The sequence below is a fragment of the Stenotrophomonas sp. CFBP 13725 genome (assembly GCF_014841935.1).
Taxonomy (GTDB): domain Bacteria; phylum Pseudomonadota; class Gammaproteobacteria; order Xanthomonadales; family Xanthomonadaceae; genus Stenotrophomonas.
The window spans coordinates 56,933-71,868 of record NZ_JACYUV010000016.1; the positions used below are offsets into that span (position 1 = coordinate 56,933).

The window sequence follows — 14,936 nt, forward strand, 5'->3', positions numbered from 1 at the left end:
TGTGACCCAGCGCGCCGCGCCTGTCAGGCCTTCCCGTCGCGGGCCGCGATGGCCTTGGCCTCGATCGTGTCCAGTGCAGCCGGCCAGTCCCACGCGGTATCGGCGGTGACCATGCGCGGCTCGTCATCGGCCACGCCGTGCTCGGTTTCATGGGCCCAGGTGACAGCGTAGGGGGTATGCACGCCCCAGCCACCGAGGGTCACCACTGGCTCGATATCCGAGCGCAGCGAGTTGCCGACCATGACGAACTGCGCGATCGGCAGGTCGAACTCAGCCAGCACGCGGGCGTAGGTTTCCGGGTCTTTCTCGGACACGATCTCGATGCGCGGGAAGAGATCATGCAACTGCGCGACCTTGATCTTCGCTTCCTGATGAAACAGGTCGCCCTTGGTAATCAGCACCACGGGGTACTGCTCCGCGATCCTGGCGACCGACTCGCGCACACCCGCGATCAGCTCGACAGGATGACGCAGCGTGGCATGGCCGATGTCCAGCATGCGTTGGATATGCGCCGCACTGACGCGGCTGTCGGTGATCTCGATCGCCGCCTCGATCATCGAGAGCGTCATCGCCTTCACCCCGTAGCCGAACACGGCCAGGTTCCGGCGTTGCACCTCCAGCAGGTGCCGCGCGGTGTCGGTGTCGTGCACGTCGATGTAGTGGGAAAGCAGTTCGAGGTAGTCCTGTTCGGCCTGACGGTAGAAATCCTCGCTCTTCCACAGCGTGTCGTCACCGTCAAAACCAACCAGGCCGATGGCGCGGTCACGCGCAGGCGTTGGGGTAGTCATCGGTGAAGAATAACAGGGGGCTGTGTGGGCTCCGGATTTGTCTGTGGACGGGCTACGAATGCCGGCTGGTGGGGGATGCGGATGCGGATGCGGATCTGGCTCTGGATCTGGCTCTGGCTCTGGATCTGGCTCTGGATCTGGCTCTGGTAGAGCCGACTTCAGTCGGCTGTCGTCAGGCGGCGCGGCGGCAGAGCAGCCGACTGAAGTCGGCTCTACCAAAACCGCGACCGAAATCGAAACTGCCTGAGACGGTCAGCCAACCAGCATCCCGCGGTGCCGGCCGGAGCCGACACCGCAGAACAGGTTGGAATCAGTTGCCCTGTGCCGCGCCTGCTGCCTGCTGCGACTGGACGAAGGCCTTGTACTCATCGGTCGACAGCTCGCCGTCCTTGTTGGTGTCCGCCTGGTCGAAGACCTGGGCGAGTCCGGCGTTGACCTGCGCTTCGCTCTTGCTGAGGGTGCCGTTGCCGTCGGTATCGATGCTGGCCCAGGTCTGGCCACCGCCATTGGCCTGTGCGGCGGCCTGCCCAGCGGCGTGGGTTGCCTGGTCGGCGGCGTTGCCTGCTTCGGCGGCCTGGTTGCCCGCCGCTGCGGCGGCCTGCTGCGCCTGCACGGCCTGCGCCTGTGCATCGGCTGCGCGATCCTGTGCTGCGCTCTGCGCCATGGCCGGGAGGGCGAACACACTGCCAGCGGCGACAAGGAGGGCGATCAGCGGCTTACGGTTACGAATCGTCATTGGGTGGTCTCCTGAGGGGATGTTGCACGGCCATGTATTCCGTACGGGGCCTACGTTGGCAGCGCGTCGATGAACGCAAATTGGGTCGCAATCAGCACGAACACGGCGTGTTAACCACTCCCCAGAGGGCATCGGCTACCTGCTTGGTTAGCCGGCGGTGAGCGGAAAGTAAGGTGCGCATTCAGCAGAGTCATTTTTAACCTGCAACAAACATAAATCAGCCGGCATCGGGCGTTTCATCGACTGACCGCGAACTGAACAACAGCCATCCCAAGGCAACACCGGACAGGGCACCTATGATTTCCAGCATGACCCGACTGCCCAGTTCGTTCGGATCGTGGATGGTGGACAGGAAAAGACGCGCGTAGAACGGCGACTCCATCCGCACGATGCCCATGTAGAACAGCTTCCACATGTCGATGCCGGCCGCGATGACCACCGAGATACCGCTGGCCCAGCCCAATGCGGGGCCATGGGCCCAGCGCAGCGCGCGCGCGAGGTGGTGGAACAGGAAGTACACGAGCAGGCCGACCAGCAGGGCGATGCCCGCCGCTTCCAGTGTGCCCAGCAGACCGAAATGAAGGGGAAGGTTCATAGCGACAGTGTAAGGGGAGCAGCAGGGCGTCAGACCGCGCGGTGGCGGGGATCGCGCGATCACTCCACGGGCACGTCGTACGCCGTCTGCGGATCCGGCTCGGGCTGGAAGGTGAAGTGCCACCATTCCTTCGGATAGTTGACGAAACCCTCAGCGGCCATCGCCTGCTGCAGGCGTCGCCGGTTGGCCCGCTGCACGTCGCTGAGCCCGGCCGCATCGGTATGTGCGCGGGCGCCGAAGAAGTCGAAGTCGGTGCCCAGGTCCAGCGGCGTGCAGCGTGCGGCGTCGCAACGCATCAGCCCGACATCCACGGTGGCGGCGCGACTGTGGCCGGAGCGCTCGGCGATGTAGCCGTCCGCAAACAGCTGCGATTTCTCCAGGTCGGGGTATTGCACCGCCTTGCGTGATGTCTCCCGGGGGGCCTGTGCCCAGGCCACGAAGGCCTGCACCGAGCGCACGGGGCGGTAGCAGTCGTACACCTGCAGCGCATGGCCTTGGCGGCGCAGATGGTGCTCCACCTTGGCCAACGCGTCGGCGACGGCAGGCAGGAGATAACAGGCCGGACGCGCGTAGCCGGGCACGCGCTGGCTGGTGAAGTTGTTGGCCGTGGCATAGCGGATATCCAGCGCGATGCCGGGCGCCCGCGTACGGATCTCCACCAGGCCGGCTTCGGCCGTCGTCCGCGCAGGGGATACCGCCGGCGGCTCAGCGGCGTGGACGCTCGCGGCCAGGGCAATCGCCAGTACGAGTGAAATGCAGGTCCTGGTAGTCATAGCTGAAGTCGATATCCGGATCGATGGCGCGCAGGTCCAGGGTGGGCACCGGCCCGGCAGTGGGCTGCAGCCATGCCTGCGCGGCGGGCTCCAGCGTATCCCAGCGCAGCACCCAGCGTGATCCGGCCTGCAGCACATCGGCCTGCAGCCGCGGGGATTTATCCACGCTGAAACGCAGCCGACCCTGCACCGGGCAGAGCGATGCGTCGCCCAGCCACGGATCACGATAGCGGCCCTGTACGGCCTGCAACGCGGTTGCGGATGCGCGCGGTGCCGCGCGGGTGGCCGCCAGCGGATCGTCCGCCGCAGCGGGCGAAGGGTGCGCCTGTGCCAGTTTGTCCAGCCATCCCTCCACGCCCTGCGTGTCAGCGGGCGCGGTGTAGTGTTTCAGCGCCGCCTGCATCAAGGCAGTACGTGCATTCTCGCCTTCGCCGTTGACCAGCAGCACCACGCCCACCTTGCGGTCCGGCAGCAGGGCGAGCGAGGAATACATGCCGGACAGGGTGCCGGTATGGGCGACTTTCCATTGCCCATCCAGGTCGGACAGCCGCCAGCCATATCCATAGCCTGCAACGTGCGCGTTGTCCCAGCGCCGCTGCCGCTCACCCAGCGGCATCGGCATGTGCAGCGTCCACAACGCATTGCGCTGGGTGGCGTCCAGCCAGCCCGGGGCGGTGTCCGGATCGAGCAGCACCTGCATCCAGCGCAGCATGTCATTCAACGAACAACGGATGCCGCCGGCCGCCATCGACGGTGCGTCCGGGTTGGTTTCCATGTCCGGCGCGATGACCACGTTGCGTCCCGCGCGGCGCACGTGGGGCTGGGCGACGTTACCCACTGCGGTAGTAGACCAGGCACCCACCTGGCAGCGGGTCAGGCCCAGGGGCTGGAACACCTGCTCGCGCATCAGCTGGTCATAGGGCTTGCCGCCCGCGGCTGCGGCGACTTCACCGGCTACGACATACATCAGGTTGTCGTAGGCGTACCCGCTGCGGAAACTGGTGACCGGCTTCAGGTGGGCCAGGCCGGCGATGATGTCCTGCCGTGTGAACTGGTTGGGCTCCGGCCACAGCATCAGGTCGCCGGCGCCGAGACCCAGCCCGCTGTTGTGGATCAGCAGGTCACGCACCTGCATCTGTTCGCCCACCCAAGGATCGAACAGGGTGAAGGACGGCAGGTGACGACGCACAGGATCGTCCCAGCGCAGGCGTCCCTGCTGCACCAGCCGTGCCAGCAACGCGGCGGTCATGGCCTTGCTGTTGGAGGCGATCTTGAACAACGTGTCGTCGTCGATGCGCGCACCCGTGGCGTCGCCGCGCAGCCCTTCCGCGCGGCGGTAGACGACGTCGCCATTTTCCACCACGCCCATGGCGAGGCCGGGCAACTGCTCGCGCTCCATCGTGCGCTCGAACATGGCGTCGAACGGCGATGATGCGAGCGCGAGCAGCAGCAGCGGTTGGAACATGACGGGCAACCCTTCAAGAATGGATCCGTAGCGCCGAGCCATGCTCGGCGAACGCAGCGGCCGGGGCAACCGATTGACGGCCAGCGGCCGTCATTACCGGATACTTGACGGCCAGCGGCCGTCACTACCTTCCTAGAAGTTCCAGGCCACGACCAGTTGCGCATAGCGCGGTGCCTGCCAACGCGTGCCCGTGTTGAACGTCGCTTCGCGGTACACGCCGGGCTGGCTCTCGTAGCGCTGGTGCACGTTGATCACGGTCTGGTTGTTGAACAGGTTGTACACCGACAGGCGCGCGCTCAGGTCGATGCCGTCCACCGGCAACCGCCAGGTCACGTTGGCCCCCATGGTCCAGGTCCACGGCAGGCGCCCGAAGGCCCCGCGCGCGGTCGGTTCGAACACACGCTGGTCGACGGGGCCGGCACAGTTGGCCACGCACAGCCAGCCGGTGCCGCCGCCGCTGCCTTCGCTGGAGGTGCTGCCCCCGGCCACGGTGTCACCCGGCCACATCACGCCGAAGGCGGTGATGGGGCCACCGGACTGCACCTGCAGCGTGGTACCGAACGACCACTGCTCGTTCAAGGCATAGGCGGCGCGGAACTTGAACTGATGGCGGAAGTCGTTGAACAGCACGCCATAGCGTTCGTTGTTCGACGGGTGGTCCCAGTGCTGGACCATGCCGGTGTCACCGTAGTTGGTGTCCGAGTTGACCGGCCCTTCGAAGTTGCCTTCGCTCTTGGCCCACAGGTAGGACGCGTTGAACATCCACTTCTCGTCCCATGCGCGATCCAGCTGGAACTCCAGCGCCTTGTAGGTGCGCTTGGGTTTGGAATACCCCACCACCTCGCCACTGCCGCCCTTGCGGTAGCCGCTGTTGGCCGTATCGATGGTGATCCAGCCCTCCTGGGCGCACCCTATGCTGGAATCCCCCCAGATGGTCAGGCTTTCGCCGGGATTGGCGATCGGCCACAGCGTGCTGCCGGTCGGCCCGCACGGCGTGTAGTTCAGGCGCATGTCGTCCAGCGCACGGGTCATTTTGCGATAGGTGCCGTTGACGCCCCACGACCATGCCTGGTCGATCATGGTCTGGAAGCCAAGGATGTATTCGTCCTGGTAGACCGCCTTCAGGTCTTTGTCCACGCTCTGCCGCAGATCGGCCGCACCGGTGTTCATGCGGGTATCGGTCGGCCCCACCTGCTGGCCGATGATCGGCGCCATGTACGGCGCACCGGTCACCGGATTGCTCTGCTGCTGCCAGCCGTTGAGCACGTAGTAACTGTATTCGTCGGTGAGCCCACCGGCGAAGTTGACGTTGATGTTGTTGGTCACCGGCAGGTAATAGCGTCCCGCGTTGCCGAAGATCTTGGTGCTGCCGTCGCCCTTCACGTCCCACGAGAAGCCGACGCGCGGCGCGATCAGATCGTCCATCTTGATGAAGGCATCGCCATCGGCGGTGCGGTTCTCGAACCGATCCCAGCGCACGCCCAGAGTGAGCATCAGGGTCGGGGTGATGTTCCAGATGTCTTCGACATACAGCGCGTTGGCCTCCGTTTCGAAGGAGCCGCCCGATACGCGGTTGCGGGCACGCAGCATCTGCATCACACCCGGCGGCACGAAGGCGCCGGCGCCGTCCCACACCTCGTCACCGGGTCGCGCTGCATAGGCGGTGTAGGTCATCTGGCTGGGGCCGGGATAGCGGGTGGACTGCTCGGTGGTCATCAGCTCACGGTCGATGCCGAAGCGCAGCAGGTGGGTACCCAAGGCCCATTCGAAATCCAGGCGCGCGGCATCGCGGGTATCGTCGCGCTCGGCGATGGCGGTACCGGTGGGGTGGCAGCCGGCACGCAGTCCGTTCAACTGGCCCAGGTAGGGTGCGTACGTGGCATCGGTGAACACTGCATCGCAGTACAGATCCAGCGTCGAGTTGGAGAAGGCGCGCTGGTTGTTCTGGCCGACCATCGCCTTGGCGGTGAAGTTTTCGCCGAAGCGTCCGGTATACGTGGCCGACCAGTTCTTGCCGCCGCCGTCGGTCAGCGTGTCACCGCCCCATTGCCCGAGCGTCTGCGTCTCCCAGTTGTAGCCGGACGACGCCTGCGTGGTCTCGGTTTCGTCGGAGAAGGCCAGCAGTTCCAGGGTGTGGTTGTCGGTGATGTTCCAGTCCAGCTTGGCCCCCCAGAAATCGTCGTCGCCCTTGTTGTCGAACCAGGTGCGCCCGTCGGATGCCGTGTTGTTGCCGTGGGTATCGCGCTTTTCATACATCGCGAACAGGAACAGCCGGTCTTTCACCAGCGCACCGGAACCCCACACATTGGTCTTGGTGAACGAGGTGGCATCGGTGCTGGCATAGGCGTGCGGCGAACCGTCGCGATGGAAATGGTCGCGTGCCGAAGAGCGCCACGCGTTGGGCTCAAAGGTGACTTCGGCGCCTCCCTCGAACTCGTTGCTGCCGGAACGGGTCACGGCATTGATCACGCCACCGGTGGAGCGGCCGAACTCCACGGAGTAGCCGCCGGTCTTGACCTGGAATTCCTGGAAGAAGCCGAACGGCGCGCTGGAGAAGCCGCGACGGGTGTACATGTCGGTGACGTTGAGGCCGTTGATGTAGACCGCGTTTTCCGCCACTGACGAACCGGCAAAGGACAGGCCGCCGAACGACGAGTTGCCGCCGACCACACCCGGCGCCAGCAACGCCACGGCGGATAGGTCCTGGGCCACCGGCAGCCGGGAGATCTCCTGCCGGTTGACGTTGAACGAGGTCTCGGTGGAGTACACGTCCACCCGGTTGATGACCCGCGACCCGACCACCTGCAGGGCATCGAGATTGACCACACCGCCACCGCTGGCCAGGTTCACCGTGGTGGTGCCGCCCACGGCGACGCTGACGCTGACCGGTTCGCCTACTGCCGCGCCGTCGCGGCTGAGTTGCAGCGTGTAGTCGCCCACGGGCAGCTGGCCAAGGCGGTAGCTGCCATCGCGTGCTGCCGTGGCGGTGCGGGTCAGGCCAGTGCCTCGGCTGACCACGGTCACCTGGTCGCCCGCCGTCGCCCGGCCGGCAACCGCGCCGGATACGTTCTGTGCCGATGCCACGCTGGGCATCATCATGCCCAGACAGGTCCCAAGTGCGACGCAGAGCGCCGCACGCTTCATGCTGATTGCCTTCATCCCCTGCTCTCTCCTGCAGAAATTGAACGGTGTAGGTGCCTAGGGTGTCGCGCTGGGTGTGCCGCCTGCAGGCAGTACCTGCCATTGGAACCGGTAGTCCCATTGGTCGAAGTACAGGTTGCCGCCTGCCCACTCGGCCTCGCCGCGCTGCGAGTCCACCGTTTCCGAGCGGAAGTGCTGTTTGGCCGGTACGAAGGGCTGGCCGAAATCATCGTTGAACGCGATGCGGTAGCCATCCAGGCCACCAAAGTAGAAGTCGCGCAGCACCGGATCCGTGCTGTCCAGCGCACCGGTGGTGACATCCATCGGCAGCCAGCCGTAGGGCGCCAGATAGACCGCGCCCCAGTCGTGCAGGTTGCTGTAGCCGGTCGCGTTGTCGGAGAACACCATGCCGGACTGCCACCGCGCCGGGATGCCGTTCATGCGCAGCAGGGTGATCAGCAGCAGGGTCTGCTGGCCGCAGTCGGCGTGGCCGGCCTGCAATGCATGCTCGCTGATGTTGCTCAGCGTGGAGTACTCGCGCGCACCGGCCCACGGGATCTGGTCGACCGCGTTGAACAGCAGGCGCGCCACTTCATACGGGCGGGTCTCGCCCTGCAGCACCCGCTGCGAGTACGCGCGCAGCGCGGGGGTGAAGCGCACATGCGGTGCGTGCTCGGCGAGGTAAGGTGCCAGGGCAGCATCGTGCGGCGTGGGCTGCACCGTGGAGGGATCGATGGCGGTGTGCCGTGCGCTCACGGTCAGGGCATAGCGGATTTCGAACTGAGTCGGCTGGCCGGCAACCGCCTTGGCTTCCAGATACGCCGTGCGCTGTTGCGTGTCCGCAGGCGCGATGCGCGCCCCGGCCGGACGGCTGCCGATCCACTGCAGATGCTCCTGCTGTCCCGGAATCTCGCGCGGATAAGGAATCCATGCACGCACCGTTTCACCCGCCGGCACGGCGTCGGCCTTGACCACCAGCGATTGGGTGACCGCTACCCGCTGTGGCAATACGAACGCCGTGGGGTTGCCCCGTGCCGCCGCGATCACCTGCGCGTGGTACGGGGTGATCGATTCGAACGGACCGTCCACCGGCATCGGGGCGTCCGCACGGCGACGGGCACGTGCCTCTTCGCTCAGGCGGAACAGGTTGGACGGCGCGCGATTGAAGTACCAGCGCTGGCCATCGATATCCAGATGCTCCAGCCGCCCCTGCGCGTCCCAGCGCGCGAACTCATCGTCGCAGGTCCGGAATCCAGTGACGCAGTTTCTCTTTCGCCGCACGCTCGTCCAGGCTGAAATCCAGACGGATGCGGCGCATGCGCTCCTGCTGGAACCGCAGCGCCTCGGCCCCGGCGACGTCGGTTGCAGGCGTGAGCGCAAGCCGAGACTGCACTGCCTGCTGCGCTTCGCGGAAACGGCCGCTGTCGATCATCGTCACCACGTCGCCGGTCACATCCGCCGCAGGCGCCTGCGGCACGCTGCCGGCGGCCGGTGCGCACACGATCACCGCGCACAGGCAGGCCATGGCGGGCAGCAGCAGTTTGCGAACGACGGTATCCACAGCGACACTTCCCCAGCGCAGGTGGTCATCGCTGTGTAACACGCACGGGGCATCGGGTCAATAATTTATTCTTGCGTTCCCCGCGAAAAGGAATAACTATTCCACTGGCTATCAACGAGGGTGACCGCCGCATGTTCCTGGCTTCCCGTCTTACGTGCCGCTGGCAGGCGCGATCGCTTGCGCTGGTGCTGTGCCTTGGCAGCCTGCCCGCGCTGGCAGGCACCGCCGCGCCGCTGCCAGCCCCCGATCCGGGCCCCGCCCTGCCCTACATCGTGGGGCTGCATGAGGCCTACCTGACGCCCCAGTACTGGGCGGCGCGGCTGCCCGATGCGGATGTGCCGATGCTGGACCGTGCACAGGTCGACGCACAGAACGCGCGCATGCGCCGCGATGATGACCATATCCAGGACATCGCCCGGTTGCCTGCAGCGATCAGCGCGGCGCAGCTGCGGGCATCGATCGTCGCGCTGTCCAGCTGGCCGGCGCGGCCCCTGCACGATAGCCACGGCACGCTGGTGTCGCCGGCGCTGCGCCAGGACATCGAGGCCAACCTGGCGCTGGACGCGCTGCCCGCCAGCACCGCACCGCAGTACGGCCTGGTGGTGCACCGCGCGGCGCTGCGCACATTCCCGACCCGCCAGCGTGTCTTCAGCAGCAGCGAAGGCACCGACATCGACCGCTTCCAGGAGTCCGCACTGTTCCCGGGCGACAAGGTCGCGGTGGTCCATCGCAGCGCCGATGGCGCATGGTTGTTCGTGCACAGCGAACGCTACAGCGCGTGGATCGAAGCCCGCTACGTGGCCACCGGCCGCAAGGACACCGTGCTGGGCTACGGCACGAAGGGCCCGTATCGGGTCATCACCGGCGCGGTGGCGCATACCGTGTTCACGCCCGAGGAACCGCGCGTGTCCCGCCTGCAGCTGGACATGGGCGTGCGGCTGCCGGTGCTGGCCGACTGGTCACCCGCGCAGCCCGTGAACGGCCAGCAGGCGCATGCCAGCTGGGTGGTGCAACTGCCGGTGCGCGAGGAAGACGGCACGTTGCAGTTGGTGCCGGCACTGCTGCCGCGCTCGCAGGACAGCAGCGCCGACTATCTGCCACTGACCCCGCGCCTGTTGCTTGCGCAGGCCTACAAGTTCCTGGGCGAGCGCTATGGCTGGGGCCACGACTACGACACGCGCGACTGCAGCGGCTTCGTGTCGGAGATCTATCGCAGCTTCGGCGTGCTGCTGCCACGCAATACCAGCGCGCAGGGGATAAGCCCGGCCTTGGACCGCATCGCCTTTACCGCGAAGGACGACGCCGCCACGCGGGATCGCGCCGTCGCCGCCTTGCGGGTCGGCGACCTGGTGTACATCCCCGGCCACGTGATGATGGCCATCGGCCACGTCGACGGCCGCACCTGGGTGATCCATGACACCGCCGGTGGCAGCTGGAAGGGACCGGATGGCACGCGGGTGCAGGCGCATCTGAACGGCGTGTCGGTGACGCCGCTGGAGCCGATGATGGCCAGCGACACCCTGCGCTACATCGACCGCATCACCAACATCCAGCGGCTCCGGCCGCCTACCTCGCCGCAGAGTCCTTGATGAAGATCACCGATATCGAACTGGGCATGCTGCGCGTGCCCTTGAAGACCCCGTTCAAGACCGCCCTGCGCACCGTGGAGACCATCGAGGACGTGGTGGTGATGGTGCGCACCGACAGCGGCCACACCGGCTACGGCGAGGCGGCGGCGACCGCGGTGATCACCGGCGATACGCACGGGTCGATCATCGAAGCCGTCCGCCATTTCATCAAGCCGCGCCTGGTGGGCCAGGAGGTGGCCAACCTCAACCGCCTGTGCGCGCTGGTGCAGACCTCGATGGAGCGCAACAGCAGCGCGAAGGCGGCGGTGGAGATCGCCCTGTATGACCTGTGGGCGCAGCTGCATGGCGCCCCGCTGTACCAGATGCTGGGCGGCGGTGATCCGGTGATCACCACCGACATCACCATCAGCGTGGACTACATCGACAAGATGGTGGCCGATTCCGTGTCTGCCCTGGATCGCGGATTCGAGTCGCTGAAGATCAAGGTCGGCAAGGACATCGGTCTGGATATCGAGCGGGTCAAGGCGATCCACGCGGCGGTGCAGGGCCGTGCCCTGCTGCGGCTGGATGCGAACCAGGGCTGGACCGCCAAGCAGGCGGTGCACGCCATGCGCACGCTGGAAGACGCCGGCGTGGTGCTGGAGCTGCTGGAACAGCCGGTCAAGGCCGCCGACATCGCCGGGCTGAAGTACGTAACGGACCGCGTGAACACGCCGGTGATGGCCGATGAGAGTGTGTTCAGCCCGGCGCAGGTGATCGACCTGATCCAGCAGCGCGCCGCCGACATCGTCAATATCAAACTGATGAAGACCGGCGGGCTGTCCAACGCGATCCGCATCGCCGACATCGCCGCCATCCACGGCGTGCCGTGCATGATCGGCTGCATGATCGAGTCCAGCATCAGTGTCGCCGCAGCGGTCCACCTGGCGGTTGCCAAGAGCGATGTGATCACCAAGGTCGATCTGGACGGCCCCTCGCTGGGGCAGTTCAATCCGGTCAGCGGCGGCGTCACGTTCAATGAGTCGGAGATCAGCATCAGCGATGCCCCGGGATTGGGGATCACCGAAGTGCGCGGGCTGGAGATGTTGGCGTGAACACGCACGCGCAACGCGAAACACCGCGCACGGCGGGAACCACCGCGATGCCTGACCGAAACGCCGCCGAGCATGGCTCGGCGCTACGCGACGTGTTGGACGCTGCATGCCACCGCTGCTGAAAATCCGCGCTGAACGTGGGCAGATGTCGGCGATCGAGCGGCGCATCGCGGATTTCATCCTCGACAACGCCCACCTGCTGCGCGACTACTCCTCGCAGCAGCTGGCCAGCGCGCTGGGCATCAGCCAGTCCAGTGTGGTGAAGTTCGCGCAGAAGCTTGGCTTCAAGGGGTATCCGGACCTCAAGTACTCCATCGGCCAGGACATCGCGCGCAGCGGTGCGCCAGCCTCACCGGCGCCCGCCGTGGCCAGCGGCGTGGACGGCTATACCCGCATTGCGCAGGCGCTGCAGGCCAGCAAGGCCGCCGCCGAAGACGAAACGCGCGCGGCCAACCCGCAGTCCGATGTCGAGCGCATCGTCGCCCTGATCGACGCGGCGCCCAAGCTGTTCGTCTACGGGCTGGGCGATGACGGCCTGTATGCCCGCGAGTTCGCGATGCGCCTGTCGCTGCTGGGCATGTTGGTGGTGCACCACGCCGATCCCATCCTGATGCTCGCCAACCTCTCCGCGGCCCGTCCGGGCGATGTGATGCTGGTGTTCTCCGAGTTCGGCAAGCTGCCCCAGTTGTCGATGCTGTCGCGCCAGTTCCAGGATGTCGGCGGCAAGGTGGTATCGATCACCCGGCATACCGCCAACCCCCTGCGCGCCCATGCCGATGCGTCACTTGCCGTCTGCGCGGAAGATCGCGCGGCGCACGTGGCGCAGGTGCTGTACCGTTCTTCCTTGCAGTCGCTGCTGGATTTTGTTTTCGTGCTGTTGTGCGAGGCCAATCCGGACCGCAACCGCCAGTTGGCGGTCAACCTGGAACGCATCGAACACCTGCTGGATACCTGACCGGAGCTGCCCATGAAGTCGCTGTTGCGTTGCCTGACCATCGCGGCGCTGTCGCTGGCCGGTCCTGTTGTCGCCGGCACGCCGTTGCACGGCGCCGATCAGCTTGTGGTGGTGACCAGCGAGGGGTGGGACAGCACACAGGGGCGCCTGCAGGCGTACGCGCGCACCCGCAGCGGATGGAAGGCTGAGGGTGCACCATTCGACGTCGCGTTGGGCCGCAGTGGCAGCGCGTGGGGCCTCGGCCTGCATGACGCGGACATCGACACGACGGCCCCGCAGAAGCGCGAAGGCGATGGTCGCAGTCCTGCCGGTGTGTTCGCGCTGGGTACCGCCTTCGGCTACGCCGCGCAGGCCGATACGAGGTGGCCATGGCAGCCGATGCGCGAAAGCAGCTACTGCATGGACGTGCCCGACTCGCCGTACTACAACCGCATCGTCGATGCAGACACCGTGGGCGCAGATGCGGTGGAAGGCTCCACCGAGCCGATGCGCCTGGACCTGCACAAGAACGGCGACATCCGCTATCAGCAGGGCTTCGTGATCGCGCATAACCCGCGCAACGTACCCGGCGAGGGCAGCTGCATCTTCGCCCACTTGTGGCGCACGCCCGGTGAGGCGACGGCCGGCTGCACGGCCATGACGGCGGCACACATGCAGGCGCTGCTGGCCTGGCTGGACCCACGGCAGTCACCGCGCTTCGTGCTGTTGCCCCGCGCCGCGTATGCGCGCCTGCAGGACGCGTGGCAGCTGCCTGCGTTGCCGCCCATCGCCAAGGCCCAACCGTGAGCGCGGCCGATACCGAGCCCACCCCGAGCCTGCAGCGCGCGGTCAGTCGCTGGCAGATCGTTGGCCTGTCCATCAACGATGTCATCGGCAGCGGCATCTACCTGCTGCCCGCTGCGACGGTGCTGCTGCTCGGCCCGTTCAGCCTGTGGGGCGTACTCGCGGCAGGCGTGGTCGTCGCCCTGCTGGTGCTGTGCTACGCGCAGGCCGCGAGTTACTTCGACGAACCCGGCGGCAGCTATCTGTACGCACGCGAGGCCTTCGGCCGGTTCGCCGGCTTCGAGATCGGCTGGATGATCTGGCTGACCCGCATCAGCTCGGCCGCGGCCCTGAGCAACGCGCTGGCCGATGCCGTGGCCCGCTTCTGGCCCATGGCCGGCAGTGGCGGCGGGCGCATCGCGGTGATCGTGCTGTCGCTGGCCTTCCTGACCGGGATCAACATCATCGGCGTGCGTTCTGCCGCGCGTACCGGCGTGGTGCTGGTGATCGGCAAGCTGGTGCCGCTGGTGTTGTTCGTGGCCATTGGCGCGTTCTACATCGATCCGCAGCTCGCCTTCTCCGGTCAGCGCCCGGACCCGCATGACCTGCAGCGGATGGGCGAAGCGGCGCTGTTGCTGCTGTACGCGTACGCCGGATTCGAGAACATCCCGGCCGCCGCGGGTGAGTATCGCAACCCGCGGCGTGACATCCCGTTCGCTCTGATCACCATGATCATCACCGTCACCGTCATCTATGCAGCGGTACAGATCGTGGCGCAGGGCACGCTGGTGGGTCTGGCGGGGTCTGCGACGCCGCTTGCCGATGCGGCGGCCGGCTTCGGTGGCGAGGCACTGGCCCTGATCCTGACCGTGGGGGCGACAATCTCGATCCTGGGTACGAACAGCAACACGATGATGATGGGGCCGCGCTTCCTGTATGCGTTGGCGGCCGATGGCTATGGCCCCAAGGTGCTGGCGCAGGTGCATCCGCGCTTCCGCACGCCTGCGGCGGCGATCCTGTGCCAGGGCCTGATTTCGTTGGCGTTGGCGTTGAGTGGTTCGTTCGTGCAGCTGGCGCTGCTGTCGATGACGACGCGTCTGTTTGCCTACATCGGGACCGCCGCCGCTGTGCTGGTCCTGGCGAAGCGCTTTGCCGACCGTCCCGGTGCGTTGAAGCTGCCGGGCGGCCCGGTGATCCCGGTGCTGGCGCTGGTGCTGTGCCTGGCGCTGTTCGCCAGCGCGAGCTGGGCGAACATCTTGGCGGCGCTGGCCGCGTTCGCGGTGGGCGCGGTGATCTATCTGTTCCCACGCAAAGCGGAGCAGTAACGCACGCGGTACCCATGACGCGCCCGGCTGCGTCAGCCTGGTAGAGCCGACTTCAGTCGGCTGCGTCAGCTTGGTAGAGCCGACTTCAGTCGGCTGCGTCAGCCTGGTAGAGCCGACTTCAGTCGGCTGCATCAGCCTGGTAGAGCCGACTT

Annotated in this window: 11 protein-coding genes and 1 pseudogene; 5 read left to right on the plus strand and 7 right to left on the minus strand. The window is 66.5% G+C overall.

The genetic code is table 11. From position 1 onward, the window contains the following. Positions 1–23 precede the first annotated feature (23 nt). The 7 genes and pseudogenes from IFT65_RS17665 to IFT65_RS17695 all read right to left on the minus strand — a co-directional run bounded on the left by IFT65_RS17665 (position 24) and on the right by IFT65_RS17695 (position 9,059). The gene (locus IFT65_RS17665) at positions 24–788 is read right to left on the minus strand and encodes an HAD family hydrolase (protein WP_192082733.1); all 765 of its coding nucleotides are present in this window, start codon (positions 786–788) and stop codon (positions 24–26) included. A 310-nt stretch (positions 789–1,098) separates the two neighbouring features. Then, positions 1,099–1,524, minus strand: coding sequence for an EF-hand domain-containing protein (locus IFT65_RS17670; protein ID WP_192082734.1), 426 nt, complete (start codon positions 1,522–1,524; stop codon positions 1,099–1,101). A gap of 217 nt (positions 1,525–1,741) precedes the next feature. Beyond that, positions 1,742–2,119: a hypothetical protein gene (locus IFT65_RS17675; protein ID WP_192082735.1), complete on the minus strand. Its 378-nt coding sequence runs from the start codon at positions 2,117–2,119 to the stop codon at positions 1,742–1,744. A gap of 59 nt (positions 2,120–2,178) precedes the next feature. Next, positions 2,179–2,892: a M15 family metallopeptidase gene (locus IFT65_RS17680; RefSeq protein ID WP_192082736.1), complete on the minus strand. Its 714-nt coding sequence runs from the start codon at positions 2,890–2,892 to the stop codon at positions 2,179–2,181. Next, positions 2,825–4,306, minus strand: coding sequence for a serine hydrolase domain-containing protein (locus IFT65_RS17685; protein ID WP_249405211.1), 1,482 nt, complete (start codon positions 4,304–4,306; stop codon positions 2,825–2,827). The genes IFT65_RS17680 and IFT65_RS17685 overlap by 68 nt, the downstream gene beginning before the upstream one ends. A gap of 183 nt (positions 4,307–4,489) precedes the next feature. Then, the gene (locus IFT65_RS17690) at positions 4,490–7,516 is read right to left on the minus strand and encodes a TonB-dependent receptor (protein ID WP_192082738.1); all 3,027 of its coding nucleotides are present in this window, start codon (positions 7,514–7,516) and stop codon (positions 4,490–4,492) included. A gap of 39 nt (positions 7,517–7,555) precedes the next feature. Continuing rightward, a pseudogene (locus IFT65_RS17695) lies at positions 7,556–9,059 on the minus strand (transglutaminase-like domain-containing protein). 131 nt (positions 9,060–9,190) lie between these two features. Here IFT65_RS17695 and IFT65_RS17700 point away from each other — a divergent pair. The 5 genes from IFT65_RS17700 to IFT65_RS17720 all read left to right on the plus strand — a co-directional run bounded on the left by IFT65_RS17700 (position 9,191) and on the right by IFT65_RS17720 (position 14,784). Beyond that, positions 9,191–10,648 carry an SH3 domain-containing protein gene (locus tag IFT65_RS17700; protein ID WP_192082739.1) on the plus strand — a complete coding sequence of 486 codons (1,458 nt, stop codon included), beginning with the start codon at positions 9,191–9,193 and terminating at the stop codon, positions 10,646–10,648. After that, positions 10,648–11,742 (plus strand): dipeptide epimerase, encoded by a 1,095-nt coding sequence (locus IFT65_RS17705; protein ID WP_192082740.1) that lies wholly within the window; start codon positions 10,648–10,650, stop codon positions 11,740–11,742. The genes IFT65_RS17700 and IFT65_RS17705 overlap by 1 nt, the downstream gene beginning before the upstream one ends. 106 nt (positions 11,743–11,848) lie before the next feature. After that, positions 11,849–12,697: a MurR/RpiR family transcriptional regulator gene (locus tag IFT65_RS17710; RefSeq protein ID WP_192082741.1), complete on the plus strand. Its 849-nt coding sequence runs from the start codon at positions 11,849–11,851 to the stop codon at positions 12,695–12,697. 12 nt (positions 12,698–12,709) lie between these two features. After that, positions 12,710–13,483 carry a L,D-transpeptidase family protein gene (locus IFT65_RS17715; RefSeq protein ID WP_192082742.1) on the plus strand — a complete coding sequence of 258 codons (774 nt, stop codon included), beginning with the start codon at positions 12,710–12,712 and terminating at the stop codon, positions 13,481–13,483. Continuing rightward, entirely contained in the window at positions 13,480–14,784 is a 1,305-nt protein-coding gene (locus IFT65_RS17720; protein WP_192082743.1) for an amino acid permease, read from the plus strand. Before IFT65_RS17715 ends, IFT65_RS17720 begins: the two co-directional genes overlap by 4 nt. Positions 14,785–14,936: the final 152 nt, after the last annotated feature.

Excerpts from the sequence above, each read along its gene's own strand:
- IFT65_RS17690 (WP_192082738.1), bottom strand. The coding sequence starts at position 7,516 with ATGAAGGCAATCAGCATGAAGCGTGCGGCGCTCTGCGTCGCACTTGGG.
- IFT65_RS17700 (WP_192082739.1), top strand. The coding sequence starts at position 9,191 with ATGTTCCTGGCTTCCCGTCTTACGTGCCGCTGGCAGGCGCGATCGCTT.
- IFT65_RS17675 (WP_192082735.1), bottom strand. The coding sequence starts at position 2,119 with ATGAACCTTCCCCTTCATTTCGGTCTGCTGGGCACACTGGAAGCGGCG.
- IFT65_RS17670 (WP_192082734.1), bottom strand. The coding sequence starts at position 1,524 with ATGACGATTCGTAACCGTAAGCCGCTGATCGCCCTCCTTGTCGCCGCT.
- IFT65_RS17665 (WP_192082733.1), bottom strand. The coding sequence starts at position 788 with ATGACTACCCCAACGCCTGCGCGTGACCGCGCCATCGGCCTGGTTGGT.
- IFT65_RS17680 (WP_192082736.1), bottom strand. The coding sequence starts at position 2,892 with ATGACTACCAGGACCTGCATTTCACTCGTACTGGCGATTGCCCTGGCC.
- IFT65_RS17685 (WP_249405211.1), bottom strand. The coding sequence starts at position 4,306 with ATGTTCGAGCGCACGATGGAGCGCGAGCAGTTGCCCGGCCTCGCCATG.
- IFT65_RS17715 (WP_192082742.1), top strand. The coding sequence starts at position 12,710 with ATGAAGTCGCTGTTGCGTTGCCTGACCATCGCGGCGCTGTCGCTGGCC.
- IFT65_RS17705 (WP_192082740.1), top strand. The coding sequence starts at position 10,648 with ATGAAGATCACCGATATCGAACTGGGCATGCTGCGCGTGCCCTTGAAG.
- IFT65_RS17710 (WP_192082741.1), top strand. The coding sequence starts at position 11,849 with ATGCCACCGCTGCTGAAAATCCGCGCTGAACGTGGGCAGATGTCGGCG.